The sequence below is a fragment of the Streptomyces sp. Ag109_O5-1 genome (assembly GCF_003814875.1).
GTDB lineage: Bacteria > Actinomycetota > Actinomycetes > Streptomycetales > Streptomycetaceae > Streptomyces > Streptomyces sasae.
On sequence record NZ_RKQF01000001.1, the window covers coordinates 9,707,348 to 9,727,180 of the forward strand.

Sequence of the window (19,833 nt, forward strand, 5' to 3'; positions counted from 1 at the left end):
CCGGCGGGGTGCAACCCCCAGGGGCGCGGGGCTCTGTCGACGTGTGGCTCCGCCGCGCGGGCCGGATCAGCCCCGCGGTCTGCAGTTGCCCACCGGCCCGCAGCGAAACGGCGCCGCCTGACCGCAAAAACAGGCGGCTCCGCTTAACGTCGGCAACACACAACAGGCCTACAGCCCGGAGGGCCCCGTGGCGGAGCGACAGGAGCGGACGGCACTCGATGCCGTGCTCACGCGGATCGGGCAGGTCGTGATGTTGCACCACGCCGGGGACCGTGAGGAGGCCCGTCGGCGCCTGCTCGACCTGTGGACGGAACTCGGCGAGCACGGCGCCCCGCTGCACCGCTGCACCCTGGCCCACTACCTCGCCGACACCCAGGACGACCCGGCCGACGAACTCGCCTGGGACCTGAGGGCGTTGTCGGCGGCGGACGAGGCGGAGGCGTCAGCGGGCCTGCGCGGCTTCTATCCCTCCCTCCATCTCAACCTCGCCGCCGACTATGTGAAGCTCGGCCGCACCGAGGCCGCCCGCAGCCATCTGCACCGGGCGCGCGGGGCGGCCGCGGCCCTGGGCGAAGACGGCTACGGCGACGGGGTGCGGGCGGCGATCAGCAGACTGGAACTACGGCTCGGGGACGACGACACCCCGGGCGGCGAGCCCTGGGGACCGCCTCGGCAGCGGCCGGACAGGTCCTAGACGGGGGACCAGGGGCTCAATGCCCGTACGTCTGCTCGCAGATCTGTGCCTGTGGGCTGTCCGCGCTCCAGCCGCCGTACTGCTTGCCGAGGGCGCACACGTCCGGGGCCTTGGGGACGGGCCGGGCGACATCGGGGATGCCGGCCCGCTGGTCGTGCGACCGGTGCGGGTGGGGGTGCGCAGGGCTGGCGGCGCGCGGGGCCGGTGGCCGTGGGGCGGCCGGCAGAGGCGGTGCCGGGGTGTGCGGGGCGGGGTGTGCGGGGGGCCGGGACGGGCCGACCATCTCCAGGGCCTCCTTGACCGGCGCCTGCACCACCCGGGGTTCGGTGCTGCCGTCCGGGCGGGGCACCGATGGCAGCGAGGGCGCCGAACCCGGCGGCGGGCCGGGCGCCGCCGGACGCTGGACCGTCACGCAGCCGGAGAGGGCCGAGACGGTCACGGTGACCAGGAGCGCTGCGGTGGTCGTCGTTCGATGCACCCGTGCAACTCTGCTGCTTCCGCGTGAAGGTTGACACCGCCGACGGGAGTTTGGTCCCCCGCGCGGGTGATCTCGCGCCCCGTACGAGGGGTGGGCGGGTCCGAGGCTGACGTCAGGAGCCGGTCGCGCCGTCGATGCGTTCCCGGATCAGATCGGCATGGCCGTTGTGCCGGGCGTACTCCTCGATCATATGGGTGTGGATCCAGCGCAGGTTGATCCGCTCACCGTGACGGGTGAGGCCCTTGGAGAGATCGTCCAGGCCGACGCCGGCCGCGTTGCGCCGGGCGGTCGCGATCTCCGACTGCCAGATCGCGTACGCCTCCTGCCAGGTGTCCGCCTCGGTGAGATGGAAGTCGCCGTCCGGATCCTCGTCGGTCCAGTAGCGGAACGGCACCTTCTCGCCGGTGAGGACCCTGCTGTACCAGTTCCGTTCCACGTCGGCCATGTGCCGCACCAGTCCCATGAGGGACAGCGGGGACGGCTCCACGGAGGCGGTCCTGAGCTGGGCGTCGGTCAGACCCTCGCACTTCGTCGCGAGGGTCTGCCGGTGGAACTCCAACCAGCCCTCCAGCATGGAGCGTTCGTCGGCGTCGATCGCGGGCACACGGCGTTCGGTCGTCATGGGCGCATCCTGGCCCACCCCCGCCCGATCCCACCACGGATTATCGGCCCGTATGCTTCCGGACAGGCACGCGTAGGCAACCGCGAGGGGAACGCCAGTGAAGGTCGGCTGCATCGGACTCGGCGACATCGCGCAGAAGGCGTACCTGCCGGTGCTGGGTGCGCAGCCGGGGCTCGAACTCCACCTGCAGACCCGCACCCCCGCCACCCTCGACCGGGTCGCCGACAGCCTCCGGCTGCCCGCCGGCCACCGGCACGCGACCCTCGACGACGTGCTCGCCCAGGAACTCGACGCCGCCTTCGTGCACGCGCCCACGGGCGCCCACCCGGAGATCGTCACCCGGCTCCTGGAGGCGGGCGTACCGACGTACGTCGACAAGCCCCTCGGCTACCGGCTCGCCGACTCCGAACGGCTCGTGACCCTGGCCGAGGCGCGGAACGTGTCGCTGTCCGTCGGCTTCAACCGGCGCCACGCACCCGGCGTCGTCCAGTGCGCCGACCATCCCCGCGACCTGATCCTGATGCAGAAGAACCGCATCGGGCTGCCCGAGGAACCCCGCACCATGATCCTCGACGACTTCATCCATGTCGTCGACACCCTGCGCTTCCTCGCCCCCGGACCGGTCGACGACGTGACCGTGCGCGCCCGCGTCGTCGACGGCCTGCTGCACCACGTGGTGCTCCAGCTCGCCGGGGACGGTTTCACCGCGCTCGGCGTGATGAACAGGCTCAGCGGCTCGGCGGAGGAGATCCTGGAGGTCTCCGGGCAGGACACCAAACGCCAGGTCGTCAACCTCTCCGAGGTGATCGACCACAAGGGACAGCCGACGGTCCGGCGGCGCGGCGACTGGGTGCCGGTCGCCCGGCAGCGCGGCATAGAACAGGCCGTGCTCGCCTTCCTCGACGCCGTGCGCGCCGGCAAGGTGCTCAGTGCCCGTGACGCACTGGCGACTCATGAACTCTGCGAGCGGGTGATACGAGAGGTTCGCCGGCGCTCCGGCGCAGCCTGACCGCCCGCAGCCCCTCGCTCAGGCAGTAGGCCGCCAGCACCAGCAGCGCGCCGTCCACCACCCAGTCGCCGTACCGCACGAACGGGGTGACACCGCGGGCGATCGGCACCTCGTAGACCCGCGCGGTGTCCGCGTCCGTGCCCAGCCAGGGGCCGATGCGCTCCCCGCTCGGCCCGTACACGGCGGAGACACCGGTCAGCGTGGCGTGGACCATCGTGCGCCCGGTCTCGGCGGCCCGCAGGGCGGCCAGCGAGGCGTGCTGCTCGGGGGCCCAGCTGTGCTGGAACGTCGAGGTCGCGGACTGCCCGATCAGCACCTGCGCGCCGTCCTGCGCGAGATGCCGGCTCATGTCGGGGAACGCCGTCTCGAAGCAGATCATCGGGCCGACCAGCAGCCCGTGGCCGACGTTCATCACCACCTGCTCGGTGCCGCGCCGCCGGTCCTCGCCGGCCGCCTTGCCGACCGAGGTGGCCCAGCCGAGCAGGGAGCGGGCCGGTATGTACTCGCCGAAGGGGACCAGCCGCATCTTGTCGTACCGCTCACCGGTCGGCCCGTCGGGGCCCACCAGGATGGAGCTCTTGTAGATACCCGGCCGGTCGGAGCGCCGGGCGTCGACGTTGACCAGGATGTCCGCGCCGGTCCGCCGGGACAGCGTGGCGATCCGCTTCGCCAGGTCGGGCCGGTCCTTGAGGTCCAAGCCGACGCTGCTCTCGCCCCAGACGATCAGGTCGGGATGCTGCCCCGCCAGCTGCCGGGTCAGCCGCTCCTCCCGGTCGAAGCGCCGGTCGCCGCCGTCGAGGACGCCGGGCTGTACGACGGCGATCCGGACGTGCCCGTCGACGTCCGGGCGCGGCGACCACACCCAGGCGGCGGAGGTCGCGGCGGCCGTGGCCACCAGCGAGGCCACCGCGGGCACCCGCGCCTCGCGCACCGCGACGAGCACGGCGACGGCCACGTTCACGGCCACCACCAGGAAGCTCAGCAGCCACACCCCGCCGACCGAGGCCAGCCGCAGCGCCGGCGCCACCTGCCACTGGGTCGCACCGAGCATGCCCCACGGCCCGCCCAGCCCCTGCCAGGACCGCACCAGCTCCACCACCAGCCACCCCGAGGGCAGCACCAGCACCGCGATCGCGGCCCGCCCCGGCGACGGCGTCCCGCCCAACAGCCGACGGGCCAGCCAGCCCCAGGGCACCCAGAGCAGGCTCAGCAGCCCGGCGATCAGGAAGATGAAGACGTGCAGGCTCGGCAGCAGCCAGTGATGCACGGCGACCATGAACCCGAACCCGCCGCACCAGCCGTCGTACGCCGCCCGCCGTCCGGTCGGTGCCGAGCGCGCCAGCAGCAGCCACGGGACCAGCGCGACATGGGCGAACCACCACAGCGACGGCGCCGGAAAGGCGAGCACGGGCAGCGCGCCCGCCAGCGCCCCGATGCAGGAACGCCGCCACGGGGAGGTCAGCCAGCGCTCGACGGTCCTCATCCATCGCCTCCTGCCTGCGGGTCCTTCCAGTGTGCGCGACCGGGAGGAATCTCCGACAGGGGGCAAGGGCGCGGGCTCAGTCGGACCCGGCCACCGCGCGCCCATCCGGCAGCCGGCGCCACTTCTCCTCGACGACCACCCGGCGCAGCCGCCAGCCGTCCCCGGTACGCAGCAGCGTGAAGGCGTAGCGGCCGCCGCACACGAAGTCCGGGGCGGTGGCGGTGCCGTCGCCGCCGGCGAAACGCATGGGGTTGATGTAGTCGGCCTGGAGGCGGGCGGTGTCCCCGGTGTCGTGGTCCAGGGTCCCGAACCGCACCCGGCGGTTGACGATCAGATGCTGCCGCATCGAGAACAGGGCCAGACTCTCCGCGAGCCACCCGGCCACCTGCCCGGCATCCCCCTCGATCCCGCCGGCGGAACGGTAGTCGGCCCGCCCGTCAGTGGTGAACAGTCCGCGGTACGCCGCCCAGTCACCGTCGTCGACGGCCACGGCGTACTCGGTGACCAACTCGTCCACGGCCAGCCGGTCCATCACGGTCGCGAGCTCCACACGCTGCGTCATCGGCACAGTTTTGGGCACGGGACCGGCGGAGCCAAGGGGCGCGGGCGATATTCGGTGGTGTTCGTACCGGGCACCCCCGGATCTGGTCATGTGAGCGACCGGCCGGTCGAACGGTGGTCCGCATTCCGCATCCGTGCCCGACATGCGTTTCCGCCCCGTCTCCACGGCACGAGCTGGAGGACGCCGAATGTCACCTCGACGCCGAAGAAGAGCCACAGGAGCTGCGACACACCGTGGGCCAGTGCGTACGCCTGCCACGTCGCGAACAGGGCACGCGCGATGCCGTCGAACAGTCCGTGCTCGGGCAGCGGCCCGACGATGCGCAGAACGGCCCAGACGACCACCACCGAGCCCATCAGATTGGCGAACAGGATCTGCCACAGGTCGAGTTCGGGCAGCGCACCGAGCCCGAGCGCGTTCCCGCACGAGGACAGCGCGTCGTGGACCAGGGCGTAGGTCCACGGAGTCGCGAATCCGGCGGTGACGGCCAGGTCGTACCAGGCACTCGCGCGTACGACGCGCAGATAGGCGGGGCTCGCGGGGGTGCGAAGACGGCTCACGATGAGGCTCCTGCTGGTCTCGTGACAGCGACGCCTCACGCTAAACAGTGGACTACGCTCCAAGGTCAAGCCCGATATCCGATGGATCCGATGGAGGGGCATGCGCATCGGCGAACTTGCCGCGCAGGCAGGCATGACCAGGGACACGATCCGGTTCTACGAGAAGGTAGGCCTGGTCACAGGTCGGCGCCTGCCCAACGGGTACCGCGACTTTCCGCCCGAGACGGTGGCCTGGCTCCAGTACGTCCGCACCGCGCAGGCACTCGGTTTCTCCCTGGCGGAGATCGCGCGCAACGGCGAGGCATTGCGCGAAGCGCCGGACACCGCGGAGGCGCTGTCCCTGCTCTTCGAGGAGAAGCTTCAGGTCATCGACAGCCGTATCGCCGAACTGACCACCCTGCGGGCCGATCTGGCCCTGCGCGTCGGCACCGGATGCCCACTGCGGCCGACCGGCGGCGTCCTGCCGGGACGCACTCCGTGAAAAGGGCGGTGATCGTGCCGAGGCGTCAGTTCTGGTTCACCGGCCACACCGCCGCCGGGTCGCAGTGGTCCGGTTCGCCGGCGTCGTCGAGGAAGGGCCGGCCGCCCACCGAGTTTCGCGTCGGCCGGTCCAGCGGCTCGGTTCCGACCTCGATCGTGTGGGCAGGCAACACCGCCTGCATCTTCCGCTCCCCGCGTTGGACCCTTGGCTCACCCTGAGGACTGTCCCATGGACAACACGCACCTGCCGGGCCGGCGACTCGATCTTGAGGCCTCGCAAGGGATTGCCCCTGGGCGTCACGTCCGGTCCGGTACCAAGTGTGCGACATGGGCGATGAGCCGAGCCGTCCGGCTGCCGCCCCGTAGCGCGTGGTCGGTGCGGCTGGGGCGGCAGCGGCGGTACTCGGGGTCGTATTCGGTCATGATCACGCCGGCATGGTCGGTGTCGGACTCGTGCAGCGACGTGGGCCGGCCGCGATGCCGCAGGGTCGTGTGGAGCAGTCGGGACTGCTGGACGTCCACAACCGGATCAACGGCGCCGTGGACCAGCCGTATCGGGACGGCGGGCGCCGATTCCCCGATCGCCGCCGCTTCCTCGATCGGCGTACGGCCTGTCAGCGGGTCCGGGCCGTCGTAGCCGCCGGCGATGCCGACGACGGCCGGCGGCCTCCACCCGTCGAACGCGCCGGGGACCAGGGCGGCGCCGACCGCGGCCTTGCCCCCCAGGGACCAGCCGGCGAGCACGACACGTCCCGTGTCCCCGCCGAAGTCGGCCGCATGCTGCTGCACGTACCGCGCGGATTCCCGCAGGTGGGTCCGCCCGCCGTCCTGGGCATCCGGCCGCCAGTCCGGGACGAAACACACGATGCCCAGAGCGGCGACGGCCCTGGCGAGCGGCGCGAGGACATCGCGCTCATCGGGACCTCTCCCGTGCCAGAGCAGCACCGCAGGCGAAGGCCGTGAGGCGGCCGCGGGCCGGTACACATCCAGACGTTGACCACTGGCTCCATAGACGAGCCCGCTCGCCACAGCGACTTCCACGGCCGGCCCCACCCCCCGTTCCGCCTGACGTACCGACAGCCAACTGGTCCGGTTGAGCGGCCGAGCGCCGATGGCGTCTTCATCATGACAGGTCGAAGGTCCTGCTCTCCCGCGACGGCGGCCTTGAGCATCACAGACGTGTGGGAGCAGGCTCCCCGTTCACTGCGTCGCCAAGCTCTTCCGGTGGTCGGTGTGCCGACGAGGACGCCTTCCGGCTGAGCGCGTTCTTCGTCGACGACCGGATGCGGACTCCGGGTGCGGTGGCATCCCCAGCCGGATCCGCACCCCGACGCGCTGTCCCCACCGGTCACCGCAGCCGACCTCTCGGGTGCGGCGGGCGCCCGGTACGCCGACGAGCGGCTCGTCGGGATCACGGACGCGATCCCGCTCGCGGCCCGGATCCATGGGCCGGAACGGGCGGCCGGGCTGCTGCCCGGGGAGGGGCCGGTTCCGGTGGGGGACAAGGTGTTCGCGCAGTCGGGGTCGTAGGATCTTGGTCCCGTCCGGCTTCAGGAGGTTCGTATGACACGTCCCGTCACGGTCATCACCGGTGGCAGCGGGGGTATCGGCGCCGCGACCTGTCTGCGGCTCGCGGCCGACGGGCACGATCTGGTGATCGGATACCGGCGGGACGCCGACGCCGCCGACGCGGTCGCGGAGGGGGTGCGGAAGGCCGGGGCGCGCGGTGTCGTCGTAGCGGTGGACACGGCCGTGGAGGCCGATGTGGAGCGGCTCTTCGACACGGCCGAGGAGCAGCTGGGGCCGGTCACAGGTCTGGTCAACAACGCTGCCGTGACCGGGCCGTTCGGGCGGCTGGCCGATACGGAGACGGCCGACCTGCGTCGGGTCGTGGAGGTCAACCTGCTGGGTGTGCTGCTGTGTTCACGCCGGGCGGCCCGGCTGATGGCGGCGCGGGGGAGCGGGGTGATCGTGAACGTGTCCTCCGCGGCGGCCACGCTCGGCAGCCCCGGGGAGTACGTCCACTACGCGGCGACCAAGGCCGCGGTCGACACCCTCACCGTGGGCCTGGCGAAGGAACTCGGCCCGGACGGCGTGCGGGTCAACGCCGTGGCGCCCGGCGTCATCGACACCGGGATCCATGCGGCCATGGGCGACCCCGGCCGGGCCGAACGGGTCGGTGCCACCACGCCGTTGGGCCGCGCCGGCCGGCCGGAGGAGATCGCCGCCGCGATCGCCTGGCTGCTCTCACCGGAGGCCTCCTACGCGACGGGCGCGGTGCTGCGGGTCTCCGGCGGACGCTGAACCCCTGGGGACCGTCCGGCGGGTCAGGCCGCAGACGCGGGGTCTGCCACGGCCACCTGCGCAGTTGCCGTCACTCGCCGATGTCCCTCAACGGGTGGCGTCGCATCGCGGAGCCGATCTGAGCTGTCGGATACCCGTCGGCCGGGTCATGCCGCCTCGATGATCTGCTCGCGGATCGCCTCGGCCCACTCGACCACCAACAGCTCGTACTCCGACCGCTCCTGGGCCGACAGCGATCCGCCCGCACGCAGCCACAGCGCCCGGATGTGCTCGTTGACCTCGGCAGCAGAACGCACGGAACCAAGGATTCGGGAATCGGGGGACATACGAAACAGCGTAGGGGCAAGAACTGACCGTGCGCTACCGGGCCGCTACGCACACCGTATGGGGTTGGTCACGGGCGACACGGCGAACAGGGGGTCAATGCTCGGCATGGCCTTGGCATTTGCCGGACCGGATGCTGTGACGCGAACAGGGCCGTACGCTCCCGCCCCGGCCTTCGCCCTCGCCGGAGCAGGTCCGACGGACTCAAACCCCCGGAATCCGGGGGACGTTGGGGGTTGGCCGAGATGAGGTGCCCGGCCGGGCCCATGGCGTGGGCAGCGTCGAGGCGAGCAGCGCCAGCTTCTCGGCGCTGCCGCTGTCCGGGTCCGGGTGGTAGACCACCAGCGTCTGGCCCGTCGTGCCGCTGACACCCAGCCGCTCCCGGTTCAGCCGCAGGAGTCCCAGCTGGGGGTGGTCGATGTGCTTGGCTGCGCCCTCGCACGCGGCCACGTCATGACGGGCCCAGAGCCTGCTGAACTCCGGGCTGGCCAGGGAGAGTTCGCCGACGAGGTCGATGACCCGGGGGTCGTCCGTCTCGGTGCCGACGGACCGGCGGAAACCGGCGACCATGCCCGCGCCCGCGTCCGCCCAGTCCGGGTACAGGGCCTGCTCGGCGGGGTCGAGGAACGCGTCCCGCAGCCGGTTGGCACCCACCGTGAGACGCGGTGACAGCGCGGTCGCCAGGGCGTTGACGGCGAGGACGTCGAAGTAGCGGCCCTCGACCAGGGCGGGCAGCGGGAGGGCGGAGACGAGCCGGGCGATCCCGGGCGGCACCGTCTCCTTGCGGGGCCGGCGCCGGCGCCGTCGCGGCCGGCCGGCGCCGAGGCTCAGGAGATACGCCGCCGCGTCCTCGTCGAGGCGCAGCACACGGGCCAGGGACTCCAGGACCTGTACGGAGGGGTTCCGGTCGCGGCCCTGCTCCAGGCGCAGGTAGTAGTCGGCGCTGATGCCGGCCAGCATCGCGACCTCCTCCCGGCGCAGGCCCGGCACCCGCCGCACCCCGAGCACGGGGATGCCGGCCTGCTCGGGCGTGACGAGCTCACGGCGGGCCCGCACATACGCGCCCAGCAGGTTCGGTTCGTCGGTCACGGTCACCCGGCCACCGTAATGCGGCCCGGCGTGCCCGTGCCTGGCCCTGTCACCCCCAGGATCGCGGGGGTCCTGCCGCGGCCGGTCCGGGCGCGGAAGCGTGCTCGGTGACCGTCATGAGCACAGCGAGGAGCACAGTCATGTCGACGTATCTGCTGGTACACGGAGCCTGGCACAGCGGTGAGGTCTGGAAGCGGGTGGTCCCGCTGCTGGCGGCGGCGGGACACCGGGTGTACGCACCCTCCCTGGCCGGCCACGGCGACAAGGCGCACCTGCTCGGCCCCGATGTCGGCCTCGACACGCACGTCGACGACGTGGTCCGGCTCATCATGGACGAGGACCTCACCGAGGTCGTCCTGGTGGGACACAGCTACGCGGGGCTGGTCGTCTCGTCCGCCGCCAACCAGGTCCCGGACCGCATCGCCCGGTTGGTCTACCTCGACGCGATGGTCCCCGCCCACGGCGAGTCCGCGGCCGACGTCCTGCCCGTGACCCGGGCCATGATCGACGGTGCACTGGCGTCCGAGAGCGGCTGGCGGGTCCCGCCGATGCCCGAACTGCCCCCGCCGCACGGCCTGTTCGGGGTCACCGATCCGGCGGACACGGCCTGGCTGCGCACGCAGCTGTCCGACCTGCCGGTGCGCTGCCTCCAGCAGCCGGTACGGCTGGACAACGCGGCCGTAGGCACGATTCCCCGCACCCACATCCACTGTGTGGCCGACCGGCCGGAGGGCGTCGTCCGCCGCCCGGTCCCCGCGACCGAGCAGGTGCGGGAACTTCCCACCGGCCACGACTGCATGATCACCATGCCGGCCGAGCTCACCGGACTCCTGCTCGAACTCGCCTGATCCCGGCGGCGATATTCGCTGTGCCCGGACGGCGGTGTCTCCGTAGGCTCGCCGCATGACGGACGTGGCGGATGTGACGGACGAGGATCAGAGGGCGGTACAGGCGGCGATCGACGGGGAGCTGCGGCTTCTCGAACCCGAGGTGCGCGCCGTCCCGGCCCTCGTCCTGGAGCTGCTCGACCCGGAGTTCACCGAGATCGGGGCGTCCGGCCGGCGCTGGGACACGACGTCGGTCCTGACGGTGACCAGCGGCGGCTCGGTGTCCCCGGAGTCCCCGGTCGAGGTGAGCGAGATGTCCGGGACCGTCCTGGCCCCGGGCGTCGTCCATCTCACCTACTTCGCGGACAACCAGGGGCGCCGGGTCTGGCGCAGCTCGCTGTGGCGGCTCACGGAGACGGGCTGGCGGATGTACTTCCACCAGGGCACGCCGGCCGCCCTGGGCGACTAGCCGTGCAGGTGTCGGAGGTCACGCGTGCGGTGGCCGCGGCGAAGTCGATCGTCACGTCGCTCGACCTGGTGGTCGACGACGCGATCGTTCTTCATGACTCGAACAAGCTCACTCTGCGTCTGCTGCCCTGCGACGTCGTGGCCCGGGTCGCACCGGTGGCGCATGGGGTCGCGCAGTTCGAAGTCGAGCTGGCTCAGCGGCTCGCCGGATCCGGATGCCCGGTGGCTGCTCCAGAGCCTCGCGTGCAGCCGCGCGTTCATGAACGTGACGGCTTCGAGGTCACGCTGTGGACGTACTGCGAACCCGTGGCGCATCAAGAGATCTCACCGGCCGACTACGCCCATGCGCTGCAGCGGCTCCATGCCGACATGCGCGAACTCGACTTCCCGACGCCGCATTTCACGGACCGCATCGAGCAGGCTCAGCAACTCGTCGCGGACCGCGACCGCACGCCGGCGCTCGCCGGCGCGGACCGGGAGCTGCTCGGCGACACCTTGCGCAGCCTGCGACGAGTGATCGGCGAGCGTGGCGGCGCCGAGCAGCTGCTGCACGGCGAGCCGCACCCCGGCAACGTCCTCACCACGAAGAACGGGCTGCTGTTCGTCGACCTCGAGACGTGTTGTCGTGGGCCCGTCGAGTTCGACCTCGCCCATGCGCCCGAAGAAGTCGCCGAGCGGTATCCGGGTGTCGACCAGGATCTGCTGCGCGAGTGCCGGATCCTCGTGCTGGCGATGATCACGACATGGCGCTGGGACCGGGACGACCAACTCCCGAACGGGCGCCGATTGGGTACGGAGTGGCTCGGCCAGATCCGAACGGCGCTTGCTCTCCCCGCACTTGGCCATGGAGAAGGAGATCGGAAGCGGTCACCGGGTCGGCGTCGCTGACCGGTCTCGGTGCTGCTGGTGACTGGGGCCAGGCCGATGAGCGGCAGGGCCGTCGCCCCGTGCATCGCCGGCGAACCCGCGCAGGCTGCCGTGACGCACGGGCGACGCGGTCCGCGGCTACCTGACGTCGACGTAGTCGCCGGCCGCCGTGGAGGCGGCGGTGGTGGTGTTGGTGGCGAAGGAGAAGCGGTAGTACCCGTCGGCCGTGGCGGTGGTGGTGGCCTTGAGCGCGCCCCCGGTGCCGCTCGTGACCTTCTTGAGGGTGGTGTAGGTGCTGCTGCCCTTCTTGCGGTACTGGAGCAGCACCCCCTGCCCCGAGTAACCGACGTACTTGCCGGTGTTCCAGTCGGCACGCTTCAGGCTTCCCCTGACCGTGATGGTCCTGCCCTTCTTCACCGGCTCCGGGGTGGCGTCGGCGGTCAGCTGCGACGCCTTCTTGATCCGGGTGGTGGCGACGTCGTCGTCGAAACTGGCGTTGGCGTAGAGGTCCCACCCGCCGAGGATCAGCTTCCAAGTCCCAGCGACGCCGTTGTTCTTCAGGTCGGACGCGGCGTTGATGTGGAAGACGGCCGTGCAGGCATAGACGCCGGTCTGGGTCGTCGACTCCGTGCAGGTCGGGTCGTCGTCGGTGCCCAGGGATCCGGTGATGGTGTCCGGGCTCGAACTGTCCGTGCCCTGCCAGAGAAAGGCTTCCGTGACGGCGACCCCGCTGGAACTGGTCGCCGTGTACGTCACGGTGACGGACTTCTTGGTGGTGGTGCCCAGGACGATGTCCTTGCCGCCGTTGATGACCACCTTGGAGAACCTCATGCTGCCCAGCGTGGTGGCGGGGTGGGCGGAGCGGGCGGCGAGGGAGCCGAGCTCCGCCGCCGTACCCGGACGCTCCGCGGCCTGAGCGGCTGCCGGAAGGCAGAGCGCGGACAGGGCGACGGCGCCGGGAAGGACTACCGACATGGCACGTATACGCATGTGAATCCCGTGAGGTCGAACGTAACCCGCCGGAGGTTTCCGGGCGGGCATGCTGAGCGCCTGCGGCACACAGATCTCACGCGCACCGTACGTCGGGCGGCCCGGGGTTCCGCATCCGTGAAATCACGCAGTTCGCCACCGGTGCGCCCGGCAGCACCCGCCCCGGGGGTCGGCGTCGACGAACGTCCGGGACGGATACGCGCAGGGGTGCCGGGCGTCGGGCGGATGCCGACCTCACGGAGGTGTCGCCTAGATGGAGGCTCCGCCCAGAGAGCGGGGGCCCGGGCCGAGAACCCCGGTGCACCGCGAGCCTGCCCTCGGGGTCGACGGTCACGGCGCGGGTACGCCGCCCGCCAGGACGAGCAGGGACACCACGACGGGGCATCGTTGCGCCCCGCGGCTGTGCGGGGCAGGCCCTAGCCTGCCGACTCCGCCGCGTGCGGGCTCAGGACGTCGGCCGAGACCAGGGCGATGATGACGATGCCGAGGGCGACGCGGTACCAGACGAACGGCATGAAGCTCTTGTTGGAGATCCACTTCATGAACCAGGCGATCACCGCGTAGCCGGACGCGAACGCGATCACCGTCGCGAACAGGGTCGGGCCCCAGGCCACCTGGCCCTCGCTCACCGAGTCCTTGACCTCGAAGGCGCCGGAGGCCAGCACCGCCGGGATGGCGAGGAGGAAGGAGTAGCGGGCCGCCGCCTCGCGCTTGTAGCCCATGAACAGGCCGCCGCTGATCGTGGCGCCGGAGCGGGAGACACCCGGGATCAGGGCGCAGGCCTGGCAGAGGCCGAAGATCAGGCCGTCCTTGACCCCGAGGTTCTCCAGCGTCTTGCGCTGCTTGGGCGCGCGGTGCTTGCCGCCCGTCTCGTCGCGGGCGGCGAGCCGGTCGGCGATGCCGATGACGACGCCGACGACTATGAGCATGGTCGCGGTGATGCGCAGATCCCGGAACGGCCCCTCGATCTGGTCCTTGAGCGTCACGCCCAGCAGGCCGATCGGTATCGAGCCGACGATCACCAGCCAGCCCATCCGGGCGTTGTGGTCGTGCCGCATCGCCTTGTCGAACAGCGACCGCAACCAGGCCGAGATGATCCGCCCGATGTCCTTGCGGAAGTAGATCAGCACCGCCGTCTCCGTGCCGATCTGGGTGATCGCCGTGAAGGCCGCACCCGGGTCCTCCCAGCCGGAGAAGGCCGCAGTCAGCCGCAGATGCGCGCTGGAGGAGACGGGCAGGAACTCGGTCAGCCCCTGGACGAGTCCGAGGATCAGCGATTCAAACCAAGACATGAAGGTACGGCGTCCCAGGGGTGAGGGGGCGGCTGGCGGTCGCGGCGGCGCGCGTGATCATGCGTGTGCAACGGCAGCGTAGCGGGCCCGGACGACAGCCCGGGCACAGGGGTTCGGCGGCCGGCCGTGGACGAGGGGGTGTTGACCGGTCGAGGCACCGCCGCTTACGTTTCCCCAGGAGAAAGCGCTTGCTCCCGCACATCGGGGTGCGTGTGCGGCGCACGTCGGGCGGTGGTTCGCGCCCATCGACCGATACACGCCCCGAGGAGTGCTGATCACGTCCATGCCCCGCTCGCCCCAGTCCAGTGCCCCCCTCACCGGCCGGCGCATCCGGGCCGCCGTCGTCGGCGCCGGCGCCATCGGGCGCGGCTCCCATCTGCCCGCGCTCGCCCAGCTGGCCGCGGAGGGCGAGACCGAGGTCGTCGCCGCCGTCGACATCGATGCCACCGCCGTCGAGGCGATGTGCGCCGAGGCCGGCATTCCGCACGCCTACACCGACCTGGACCGGATGCTCGTCGAGCAGCGCCCCGACCTGGTCACCATCGGAACCCCGCCGACCCTGCACACGGCGCAGACGACGGCCGCGCTGCGGGCCGGGGCCTGGGTGTGGTGCGAGAAGCCGCCCGTGCCGTCCCTCGCCGACTTCGACGCGGTCGAGGCGGAGGAGGGCGCCGACAGCGGGCCGTACGCCTCGATCGTCTTCCAGCACAGGTTCGGCTCCGGCTCCACCCATGTGCGCCGGCTGCTGGCCGAGGGGGCGCTGGGCCGTCCGCTGGTCGCCCACTGCCAGACCACCTGGTACCGCGACACCGCCTACTATGCCGTGCCCTGGCGGGGCCGCTGGGCGACCGAGGGCGGCGGCCCCGCCATGGGCCACGGCATCCACCAGATGGACCTCCTGCTGGACCTGCTCGGGCCGTGGAGCGAGGTGCGCGCGATGGCCGCCCGGCTGGTGCACGACGTGGAGACCGAGGACGTCTCCACCGCTCTGGTCCGGTTCGCGAACGGCTCCCTGGCCACCGTCGTGAACAGTGTGCTCAGCCCCGACGAGATCAGCCGCATCCGCATCGACTGCGAGCGTGCCACCGTCGAACTGACCCACCTGTACGGCCACAGCAACGAGAACTGGCACATCACCCCGGCCCCCGGCGTCCCCGCCGACGAGGTGGCGGCCTGGCAGGACTTCGGCCCTGACGTGCCCAGCTCGCACCTGGCCCAGCTGCGCGAGCTGGTCGCCTCCATGCGCGCCGGGGAGCGGCCGCGCAGCAGCGGCGCCGACGGGCGCACCAGCCTGGAGCTGATCACCGCGCTGTACAAGTCGGCGTTCACCGACACGACCGTGCGTGCGGGCGAGATCGGTCCGGGTGATCCTTATTACACGGCCCTGCACGGAGGTGCCCCGGGCTGGGCGCCGGCCGACCGCGAGGAGGTGTCCGCGTGAGCGGCGAGCTGCGGATCACGCACGCCCACGGCGACCGGGTCACGGTGACCGAGCCGGTCACCGGGGTGCAACTCTTCGCGTACGTCTACCGCCCCGAGGCGGCCTGGGAGGCCCCGCGGCCCTACCTCCACCCGATCCGCACCCTCGCCGGGGACGTCGTCACCGACTACCGGCCCAACGACCACCGCTGGCACAAGGGACTCTCCCTGACCGCCTCCCACCTCTCCGGCGCGAACCTGTGGGGCGGCAACTCCTACATCCACGACCGGGGTTACCTCGCCATCCCGGAACGCGTCGGCTCGATGCGGCATCTCGGCTTCGACGAACTGTCCGCGGCGGACGGGCGGTTGGTCATCGCGGAACGGCTGACCTGGCATCCGTACGACGGCACGTTGTGGGCGGAGGAGCGGCGCCGGATCGAGGTCCACGACGTCGACCCCGACCCCGACTCCGGTTCCTGGGCGCTGACCTGGACCAGCACGATCACCAACCGCCGTGACGAGCCTCTCCTGTTCGGCAGCCCGACCACCGCTGGGCGTGAACAGGCGGGCTACACCGGCCTGTTCTGGCGCGGCCCACGCGCCTTCCGGGACGGCCGGATCATCGGCCCGGAAGGGGAGGGGCCGGAGCTGATGGGCTCCCAGTCCTCCTGGCTGGCCCTCTCCGGCGAGCACGACGGCGCCGACGGCCACGCAACTGTCCTGTTCGAACACGCCCCGGAGAACGACCACTCGGGCGCGGGCGGCACCCATCCCGCCCACTGGTTCGTGCGCAACGACCCGTTCGCCGGCATCGCCCCCTCCTGGGCCTTCTACGACGAACTCGAACTGGCCCCCGGCGACACCCTCCGGCGCCGCTACCGGGTCGTCATCGCGAACGGGGCCTGGGAGCGGGCGGACATCGCCAAGTACCTGGAGGCGCATCCGTGGTGAGCGACGGGGAGTCCGTATTCGCCGGGCTGCCGGGCGGGGTCGCCCTCTCGCGCCTGTGCGTGTACGACTGGCCCGCCGCCGACGGCGTGCGCGGCGGAACTCCCCATCTGCACCTGACCTGTTCGGAGGCGTACGTCGTCACCGGCGGCCGGGGCGCGGTGCAGACGCTCACCACCTCCGGGTACGAGGTCACACCCCTCGTGCCCGGCACGGTCGCCTGGTTCACGCCGGGCACGATCCACCGCCTCGTCAACGAGGACGACCTCCGGATCACCGTCCTGATGCAGAACAGCGGACTCCCGGAGGCCGGGGACGCGGTGCTGACGCTGCCACCGGAGTACCTGACCGACCCGCAGACGTACGCGGCCGCCACCACCGTCCCGGCCGACGCTCCGGAGGCCGAGCGGGAACGGATCGCCCGCGCCCGCCGTGACCTGGCCCTGGAGGGCTACCGGGCGCTGCGCGAGGCCACCGGCCCGGAGCCGCTCGCCGCCTTCCACCGGGCCGCCGCCGCGCTGGTACGGCCCCGGCTCGCCGAGTGGCGCGAGCGCTGGCGGCGCGGTGCGCATGCCGCCGCCGCGGCCACGGGCGAGCAGCTCGACCGTCTGGAACGGGGTGACGCGACCTACCTCGCCGAGGCCGTCGTGCGGTCCGAACAGCCTTATGAGCAGGGCAGGTTCGGGATGTGCGGGCGGCTGGACGTGTACCGGCAGTAGCAGATTCCCGAGGCTTTCACCTTGCGGACGGGCCGGCGACCGTCCAGCCCGGAGCCTGCGGGTGGGCCGTCAGGTCCTTGCGGTGCACCGGGTCGCCGCAGGCCGTGCAGGTGACCACCGGGACGAGATCGTTGCCGCAGCTGTGCTCGATCAGCATGGGGCGGTCGCCGTCCTGGTGGAGATGGCGGTCGCCCCACGCCATGAGGGTCCACAGGACAGGCTCCAGTTCGAGGCCGGCCTCCGTCGGCCGGTACTCGAAGCGCTGCGGGCGCTCGCTGTAGACGCGCTTGGTGAGGATCCCGGCGTCCACGAGCCGGCGCAGCCGGGTGGCCAGGATGTCGCGCGGTGCGCCGATGTTGCGGACCAGCTGGTCGAACCGGCCGTTGCCCAGGCACACCTCCCGCAGGACCAGCAGGGAGTACTTCTCGCCGACGAGCGCCAGGGTGTCGGCGATCGAGCAGGGTCGGGGGTCCTTCGGGGTGGCCATACCCGACAGTCTAAGGGCGATCCCTGGGAGGGTTTGATTTTCCAACCCATCGAGTTATGGTGGGTTCGGATTTCCTACTCACCGGTAATCAAGACCGGGAATCGAGGCCCCGTGATGCGTGACGCAGTCATCGTCGAAGCCGTACGCACCCCCGTGGGCAAGGGCAAGCCGAACGGCGCCCTCGCGCACGTCCACCCCGTCGAACTCCTCGCCCACACCCTGCGCACCCTCGTCGAGCGCTCCGGCGTCGACCCGGCCCTCATCGACGACGTGATCGGCGGCACCGTCGACCAGGTCGGCGAGCAGGCCATGAACACCACCCGGTACGCCGTCCTGTCCGCCGGCCTCCCCGAGACGGTCCCCGCGACCACCGTCGACCGCCAGTGCGGCTCCTCCCAGCAGGCCGTCCACTTCGCGGCGCAGGGTGTCATGTCCGGCGCGTACGACATCGTCGTGGCCTGCGGCGTGGAGTCGATGAGCCGGGTGCCGATGTGGTCCAACGTGCCGGCCGGCAAGGACCCCTTCGGCCCCGGGGTCGCCGCCCGCTACCCGGAGGGCCTGGTGCCGCAGGGCATCAGCGCCGAACTCATCGCGGCGAAGTGGTCGATCTCGCGGGCGGAGATGGACGCCTTCGCGGTCTCCTCGCACCAGAAGGCGGCGGCCGCGTGGGAGGCGGGACTGTTCGACACGCAGGTCGCTCCGCTGGAGGGGGTGAGCCGGGACGAGTCCGTGCGGCCCGGTACCACCGCCGAGGTCCTCGCCGGGCTCAAGCCCGCCTACTACGATCCCGGGTTCGCCGAGCGGTTCCCGCAGATCGAGTGGAACGTCACGGCGGGCAACGCGAGCCCGGTCAACGACGGCGCGTCGGCGGTGCTGATCATGGCCGGTGAGACCGCGGCACGGCTCGGGCTGCGGCCGCTGGCCCGGCTGCACGAGTTCGCCGTGACCGGCTCCGACCCGCTGCTCATGCTGACCGGCGTGATCCCGGCGACGGAGAAGGTGCTGCGGAGGGCCGGGCTGGGCATCGGGGACATCGACCTGTTCGAGGTGAACGAGGCGTTCTCCAGCGTGGTGCTGGCCTGGCGGCAGGAGACCGGGGCGGATCTGGCCAAGGTGAACGTGCACGGTGGGGCCATCGCGCTGGGGCATCCGCTGGGGGCGAGCGGTACTCGGCTGACCACGACGCTTGTGCATGCGATGCGGGAGCGCGGCGCTCGCTTTGGGCTGCAGACCATGTGTGAAGCCGGTGGGCTGGCGAACGCGATGATTCTGGAGGCGGTTCGGTAGGGGGGCGTGCGCCCAGTGGGGTGCCGCGGTGTGCCGTGGTGCGTCTGCGGGTTCGTCGGGCTGGTCGCGCCCACGCGGCGGTAGCCGCACATCGAATACAGCCCCGCGCCCCCTACGGGGCGCTGTAATCCGGGGCGCCTGACGGGCTGGGCTATTTCGCGCGCAGGTGGTGGCGCTTTCTCCACGCCACCACCGCGCCCGCCACCGCCGGGACGACGATCGCCGCCACCGAGATCAGGAACACCGGGGACGTCGGGGTGGAGGCTCGGGCGCCGGCGACGACGTACGCGGCGACGTTGGGGATCGAGCCCAGTGCCGTGGCGACCAGGAACGGGGTGCAGCGCATGCGGGAGACGGCCGCCGCGTAGTTCGCCGCCCAGAACGGCACACCGGGGAACAGGCGTACCGCCAGCATCGAACGGAAGCCGTGCCTGCTGAACTGGTTGTCCGCCGCCTTCAGCAGCCTGCCGCGCAGCAGCGGGCGCAGCGCGTCCTGGCCGAGCATCCTGCCGAGGACGAAGGAGAGCCACGCCCCCAGCACCGTACCGACCATGGCCACGCCCATGCCCGGCGCCGAGCCGAACAGCGCGCCGGCCGCGAGGTTCAGGATCGGGCGGGGTACGAACGCCACGGTGATCACGCCGTACGCCACCGCGAAGATCACCAACGCGGCGGTGCCCTGGACCTGAGGCGGCCAGCCCTGCGTCATCAGCTTCTGCGGCTCGAACAGCAGCACCGACGCCCCGGCCGCCGCGAGCAGTGCGACGAGCAGGGACAGCCGGGCCCACGGCGACAGCAGCACACGTGTGCAGCGCGCGGTGAGGCTCACCGGAGCGGGTACGGCAACGGTCAGCTCCTCGGCGGCGGCCCGGGGAGGAGCCGTGGCGGTGCCAGAGCGGTTGGCATCGAGCATTCGGCGAC

The 19,833-nt window shown here is 71.8% G+C and carries 25 protein-coding genes; 12 read left to right on the plus strand and 13 right to left on the minus strand.

The genetic code is table 11. The features are described 5' to 3' along the window. Positions 1-187 precede the first annotated feature (187 nt). A complete protein-coding gene (locus tag EDD90_RS44250) occupies positions 188-694 on the plus strand; it encodes a hypothetical protein (RefSeq protein WP_123978700.1) in 507 nt (168 codons plus the stop codon). 16 nt (positions 695-710) lie between these two features. Here the strand turns inward: EDD90_RS44250 and EDD90_RS44255 are convergent, their stop codons facing one another. Next, positions 711-1,172, minus strand: a complete 462-nt coding sequence (locus EDD90_RS44255) for a hypothetical protein (protein WP_123978701.1) — start codon at positions 1,170-1,172, stop codon at positions 711-713. Positions 1,173-1,284: 112 nt separating this feature from the next. Continuing rightward, positions 1,285-1,794 carry a DinB family protein gene (locus EDD90_RS44260; protein ID WP_123978702.1) on the minus strand — a complete coding sequence of 170 codons (510 nt, stop codon included), beginning with the start codon at positions 1,792-1,794 and terminating at the stop codon, positions 1,285-1,287. Positions 1,795-1,891: 97 nt separating this feature from the next. Between EDD90_RS44260 and EDD90_RS44265 the strand changes: the two genes are divergently transcribed. Then, a complete protein-coding gene (locus tag EDD90_RS44265) occupies positions 1,892-2,803 on the plus strand; it encodes a Gfo/Idh/MocA family protein (protein WP_123978703.1) in 912 nt (303 codons plus the stop codon). Here EDD90_RS44265 and lnt read toward each other — a convergent pair. From lnt to EDD90_RS44280, 3 genes are all read right to left on the minus strand, one after another. Beyond that, on the minus strand, positions 2,721-4,286 hold the full coding sequence (gene lnt / locus EDD90_RS44270) for an apolipoprotein N-acyltransferase (protein WP_123978704.1): 1,566 nt from the start codon (positions 4,284-4,286) through the stop codon (positions 2,721-2,723). The two genes, EDD90_RS44265 and lnt, sit on opposite strands and share 83 nt — an antisense overlap. A gap of 76 nt (positions 4,287-4,362) precedes the next feature. Further along, entirely contained in the window at positions 4,363-4,848 is a 486-nt protein-coding gene (locus tag EDD90_RS44275; protein WP_123978705.1) for a nuclear transport factor 2 family protein, read from the minus strand. An 86-nt stretch (positions 4,849-4,934) separates the two neighbouring features. Further along, positions 4,935-5,408, minus strand: a complete 474-nt coding sequence (locus tag EDD90_RS44280) for a hypothetical protein (RefSeq protein ID WP_260328487.1) — start codon at positions 5,406-5,408, stop codon at positions 4,935-4,937. 100 nt (positions 5,409-5,508) lie between these two features. Here EDD90_RS44280 and EDD90_RS44285 point away from each other — a divergent pair, with 100 nt between their 5' ends. Then, positions 5,509-5,889 carry a MerR family transcriptional regulator gene (locus EDD90_RS44285; protein WP_123978706.1) on the plus strand — a complete coding sequence of 127 codons (381 nt, stop codon included), beginning with the start codon at positions 5,509-5,511 and terminating at the stop codon, positions 5,887-5,889. A 25-nt stretch (positions 5,890-5,914) separates the two neighbouring features. On the opposite strand, the gene EDD90_RS55955 is transcribed toward EDD90_RS44285, so the two are convergent. Continuing rightward, positions 5,915-6,070 carry a hypothetical protein gene (locus EDD90_RS55955; RefSeq protein ID WP_185149440.1) on the minus strand — a complete coding sequence of 52 codons (156 nt, stop codon included), beginning with the start codon at positions 6,068-6,070 and terminating at the stop codon, positions 5,915-5,917. Positions 6,071-6,185: 115 nt separating this feature from the next. Further along, on the minus strand, positions 6,186-6,929 hold the full coding sequence (locus EDD90_RS44290) for an alpha/beta hydrolase (protein WP_260328488.1): 744 nt from the start codon (positions 6,927-6,929) through the stop codon (positions 6,186-6,188). Positions 6,930-7,184: 255 nt separating this feature from the next. On the opposite strand from EDD90_RS44290, the gene EDD90_RS44295 reads away from it, so the two are divergent. Beyond that, a complete protein-coding gene (locus tag EDD90_RS44295) occupies positions 7,185-7,418 on the plus strand; it encodes a hypothetical protein (RefSeq protein ID WP_123978708.1) in 234 nt (77 codons plus the stop codon). A gap of 33 nt (positions 7,419-7,451) precedes the next feature. Further along, on the plus strand, positions 7,452-8,192 hold the full coding sequence (locus EDD90_RS44300) for an SDR family oxidoreductase (protein ID WP_123978709.1): 741 nt from the start codon (positions 7,452-7,454) through the stop codon (positions 8,190-8,192). A gap of 146 nt (positions 8,193-8,338) precedes the next feature. On the opposite strand, the gene EDD90_RS44305 is transcribed toward EDD90_RS44300, so the two are convergent. Continuing rightward, entirely contained in the window at positions 8,339-8,518 is a 180-nt protein-coding gene (locus tag EDD90_RS44305) for a hypothetical protein (protein ID WP_123978710.1), read from the minus strand. A gap of 202 nt (positions 8,519-8,720) precedes the next feature. Further along, positions 8,721-9,605 (minus strand): helix-turn-helix domain-containing protein, encoded by an 885-nt coding sequence (locus tag EDD90_RS44310; RefSeq protein ID WP_123982262.1) that lies wholly within the window; start codon positions 9,603-9,605, stop codon positions 8,721-8,723. A 140-nt stretch (positions 9,606-9,745) separates the two neighbouring features. Between EDD90_RS44310 and EDD90_RS44315 the strand changes: the two genes are divergently transcribed. Genes EDD90_RS44315 through EDD90_RS44325 form a run of 3 tightly spaced genes read left to right on the plus strand, consistent with a single transcriptional unit; the run spans position 9,746 to position 11,788 of the window. Continuing rightward, positions 9,746-10,453, plus strand: coding sequence for an alpha/beta fold hydrolase (locus tag EDD90_RS44315; protein WP_123978711.1), 708 nt, complete (start codon positions 9,746-9,748; stop codon positions 10,451-10,453). A gap of 55 nt (positions 10,454-10,508) precedes the next feature. Further along, positions 10,509-10,901 (plus strand): DUF4440 domain-containing protein, encoded by a 393-nt coding sequence (locus EDD90_RS44320; RefSeq protein ID WP_123978712.1) that lies wholly within the window; start codon positions 10,509-10,511, stop codon positions 10,899-10,901. A 2-nt stretch (positions 10,902-10,903) separates the two neighbouring features. Beyond that, a complete protein-coding gene (locus EDD90_RS44325; RefSeq protein WP_123978713.1) occupies positions 10,904-11,788 on the plus strand; it encodes a phosphotransferase enzyme family protein in 885 nt (294 codons plus the stop codon). Between the two features lie 117 nt (positions 11,789-11,905). On the opposite strand, the gene EDD90_RS44330 is transcribed toward EDD90_RS44325, so the two are convergent. Together EDD90_RS44330 and EDD90_RS44335 are read right to left on the minus strand one after the other, a co-directional pair. Then, the gene (locus tag EDD90_RS44330; RefSeq protein WP_123978714.1) at positions 11,906-12,742 is read right to left on the minus strand and encodes a hypothetical protein; all 837 of its coding nucleotides are present in this window, start codon (positions 12,740-12,742) and stop codon (positions 11,906-11,908) included. 431 nt (positions 12,743-13,173) lie between these two features. After that, positions 13,174-14,049, minus strand: a complete 876-nt coding sequence (locus EDD90_RS44335) for an undecaprenyl-diphosphate phosphatase (protein ID WP_123978715.1) — start codon at positions 14,047-14,049, stop codon at positions 13,174-13,176. 283 nt (positions 14,050-14,332) lie between these two features. On the opposite strand from EDD90_RS44335, the gene EDD90_RS44340 reads away from it, so the two are divergent. Genes EDD90_RS44340 through EDD90_RS44350 form a run of 3 tightly spaced genes read left to right on the plus strand, consistent with a single transcriptional unit; the run spans position 14,333 to position 17,138 of the window. Beyond that, complete coding sequence (locus tag EDD90_RS44340; protein ID WP_123978716.1) at positions 14,333-15,490, plus strand: Gfo/Idh/MocA family protein; 1,158 nt, start codon at positions 14,333-14,335, stop codon at positions 15,488-15,490. Continuing rightward, a complete protein-coding gene (locus EDD90_RS44345; RefSeq protein ID WP_123978717.1) occupies positions 15,487-16,422 on the plus strand; it encodes a PmoA family protein in 936 nt (311 codons plus the stop codon). The genes EDD90_RS44340 and EDD90_RS44345 overlap by 4 nt, the downstream gene beginning before the upstream one ends. Beyond that, positions 16,416-17,138, plus strand: a complete 723-nt coding sequence (locus EDD90_RS44350; protein ID WP_398927470.1) for a cupin domain-containing protein — start codon at positions 16,416-16,418, stop codon at positions 17,136-17,138. Before EDD90_RS44345 ends, EDD90_RS44350 begins: the two co-directional genes overlap by 7 nt. Positions 17,139-17,154: 16 nt before the next feature. On the opposite strand, the gene EDD90_RS44355 is transcribed toward EDD90_RS44350, so the two are convergent. After that, positions 17,155-17,625, minus strand: a complete 471-nt coding sequence (locus EDD90_RS44355; RefSeq protein ID WP_123978718.1) for a helix-turn-helix domain-containing protein — start codon at positions 17,623-17,625, stop codon at positions 17,155-17,157. Between the two features lie 114 nt (positions 17,626-17,739). Between EDD90_RS44355 and EDD90_RS44360 the strand changes: the two genes are divergently transcribed. Further along, positions 17,740-18,912 carry a thiolase family protein gene (locus EDD90_RS44360; RefSeq protein WP_123978719.1) on the plus strand — a complete coding sequence of 391 codons (1,173 nt, stop codon included), beginning with the start codon at positions 17,740-17,742 and terminating at the stop codon, positions 18,910-18,912. Between the two features lie 151 nt (positions 18,913-19,063). Here the strand turns inward: EDD90_RS44360 and EDD90_RS44365 are convergent, their stop codons facing one another. After that, a complete protein-coding gene (locus tag EDD90_RS44365) occupies positions 19,064-19,825 on the minus strand; it encodes a TVP38/TMEM64 family protein (protein ID WP_123978720.1) in 762 nt (253 codons plus the stop codon). Positions 19,826-19,833: the final 8 nt, after the last annotated feature.

What these genes read in the sequence shown, in the direction of transcription:
- EDD90_RS44260 (WP_123978702.1), bottom strand. Translation starts at nt 1,794, where the DNA reads ATGACGACCGAACGCCGTGTGCCCGCGATCGACGCCGACGAACGCTCC.
- lnt (WP_123978704.1), bottom strand. Translation starts at nt 4,286, where the DNA reads ATGAGGACCGTCGAGCGCTGGCTGACCTCCCCGTGGCGGCGTTCCTGC.
- EDD90_RS44275 (WP_123978705.1), bottom strand. Translation starts at nt 4,848, where the DNA reads ATGACGCAGCGTGTGGAGCTCGCGACCGTGATGGACCGGCTGGCCGTG.
- EDD90_RS44285 (WP_123978706.1), top strand. Translation starts at nt 5,509, where the DNA reads ATGCGCATCGGCGAACTTGCCGCGCAGGCAGGCATGACCAGGGACACG.
- EDD90_RS55955 (WP_185149440.1), bottom strand. Translation starts at nt 6,070, where the DNA reads ATGCAGGCGGTGTTGCCTGCCCACACGATCGAGGTCGGAACCGAGCCG.
- EDD90_RS44300 (WP_123978709.1), top strand. Translation starts at nt 7,452, where the DNA reads ATGACACGTCCCGTCACGGTCATCACCGGTGGCAGCGGGGGTATCGGC.
- EDD90_RS44305 (WP_123978710.1), bottom strand. Translation starts at nt 8,518, where the DNA reads ATGTCCCCCGATTCCCGAATCCTTGGTTCCGTGCGTTCTGCTGCCGAG.
- EDD90_RS44315 (WP_123978711.1), top strand. Translation starts at nt 9,746, where the DNA reads ATGTCGACGTATCTGCTGGTACACGGAGCCTGGCACAGCGGTGAGGTC.
- EDD90_RS44320 (WP_123978712.1), top strand. Translation starts at nt 10,509, where the DNA reads ATGACGGACGTGGCGGATGTGACGGACGAGGATCAGAGGGCGGTACAG.
- EDD90_RS44330 (WP_123978714.1), bottom strand. Translation starts at nt 12,742, where the DNA reads ATGTCGGTAGTCCTTCCCGGCGCCGTCGCCCTGTCCGCGCTCTGCCTT.
- EDD90_RS44335 (WP_123978715.1), bottom strand. Translation starts at nt 14,049, where the DNA reads ATGTCTTGGTTTGAATCGCTGATCCTCGGACTCGTCCAGGGGCTGACC.
- EDD90_RS44340 (WP_123978716.1), top strand. Translation starts at nt 14,333, where the DNA reads ATGCCCCGCTCGCCCCAGTCCAGTGCCCCCCTCACCGGCCGGCGCATC.
- EDD90_RS44355 (WP_123978718.1), bottom strand. Translation starts at nt 17,625, where the DNA reads ATGGCCACCCCGAAGGACCCCCGACCCTGCTCGATCGCCGACACCCTG.
- EDD90_RS44360 (WP_123978719.1), top strand. Translation starts at nt 17,740, where the DNA reads ATGCGTGACGCAGTCATCGTCGAAGCCGTACGCACCCCCGTGGGCAAG.
- EDD90_RS44365 (WP_123978720.1), bottom strand. Translation starts at nt 19,825, where the DNA reads ATGCTCGATGCCAACCGCTCTGGCACCGCCACGGCTCCTCCCCGGGCC.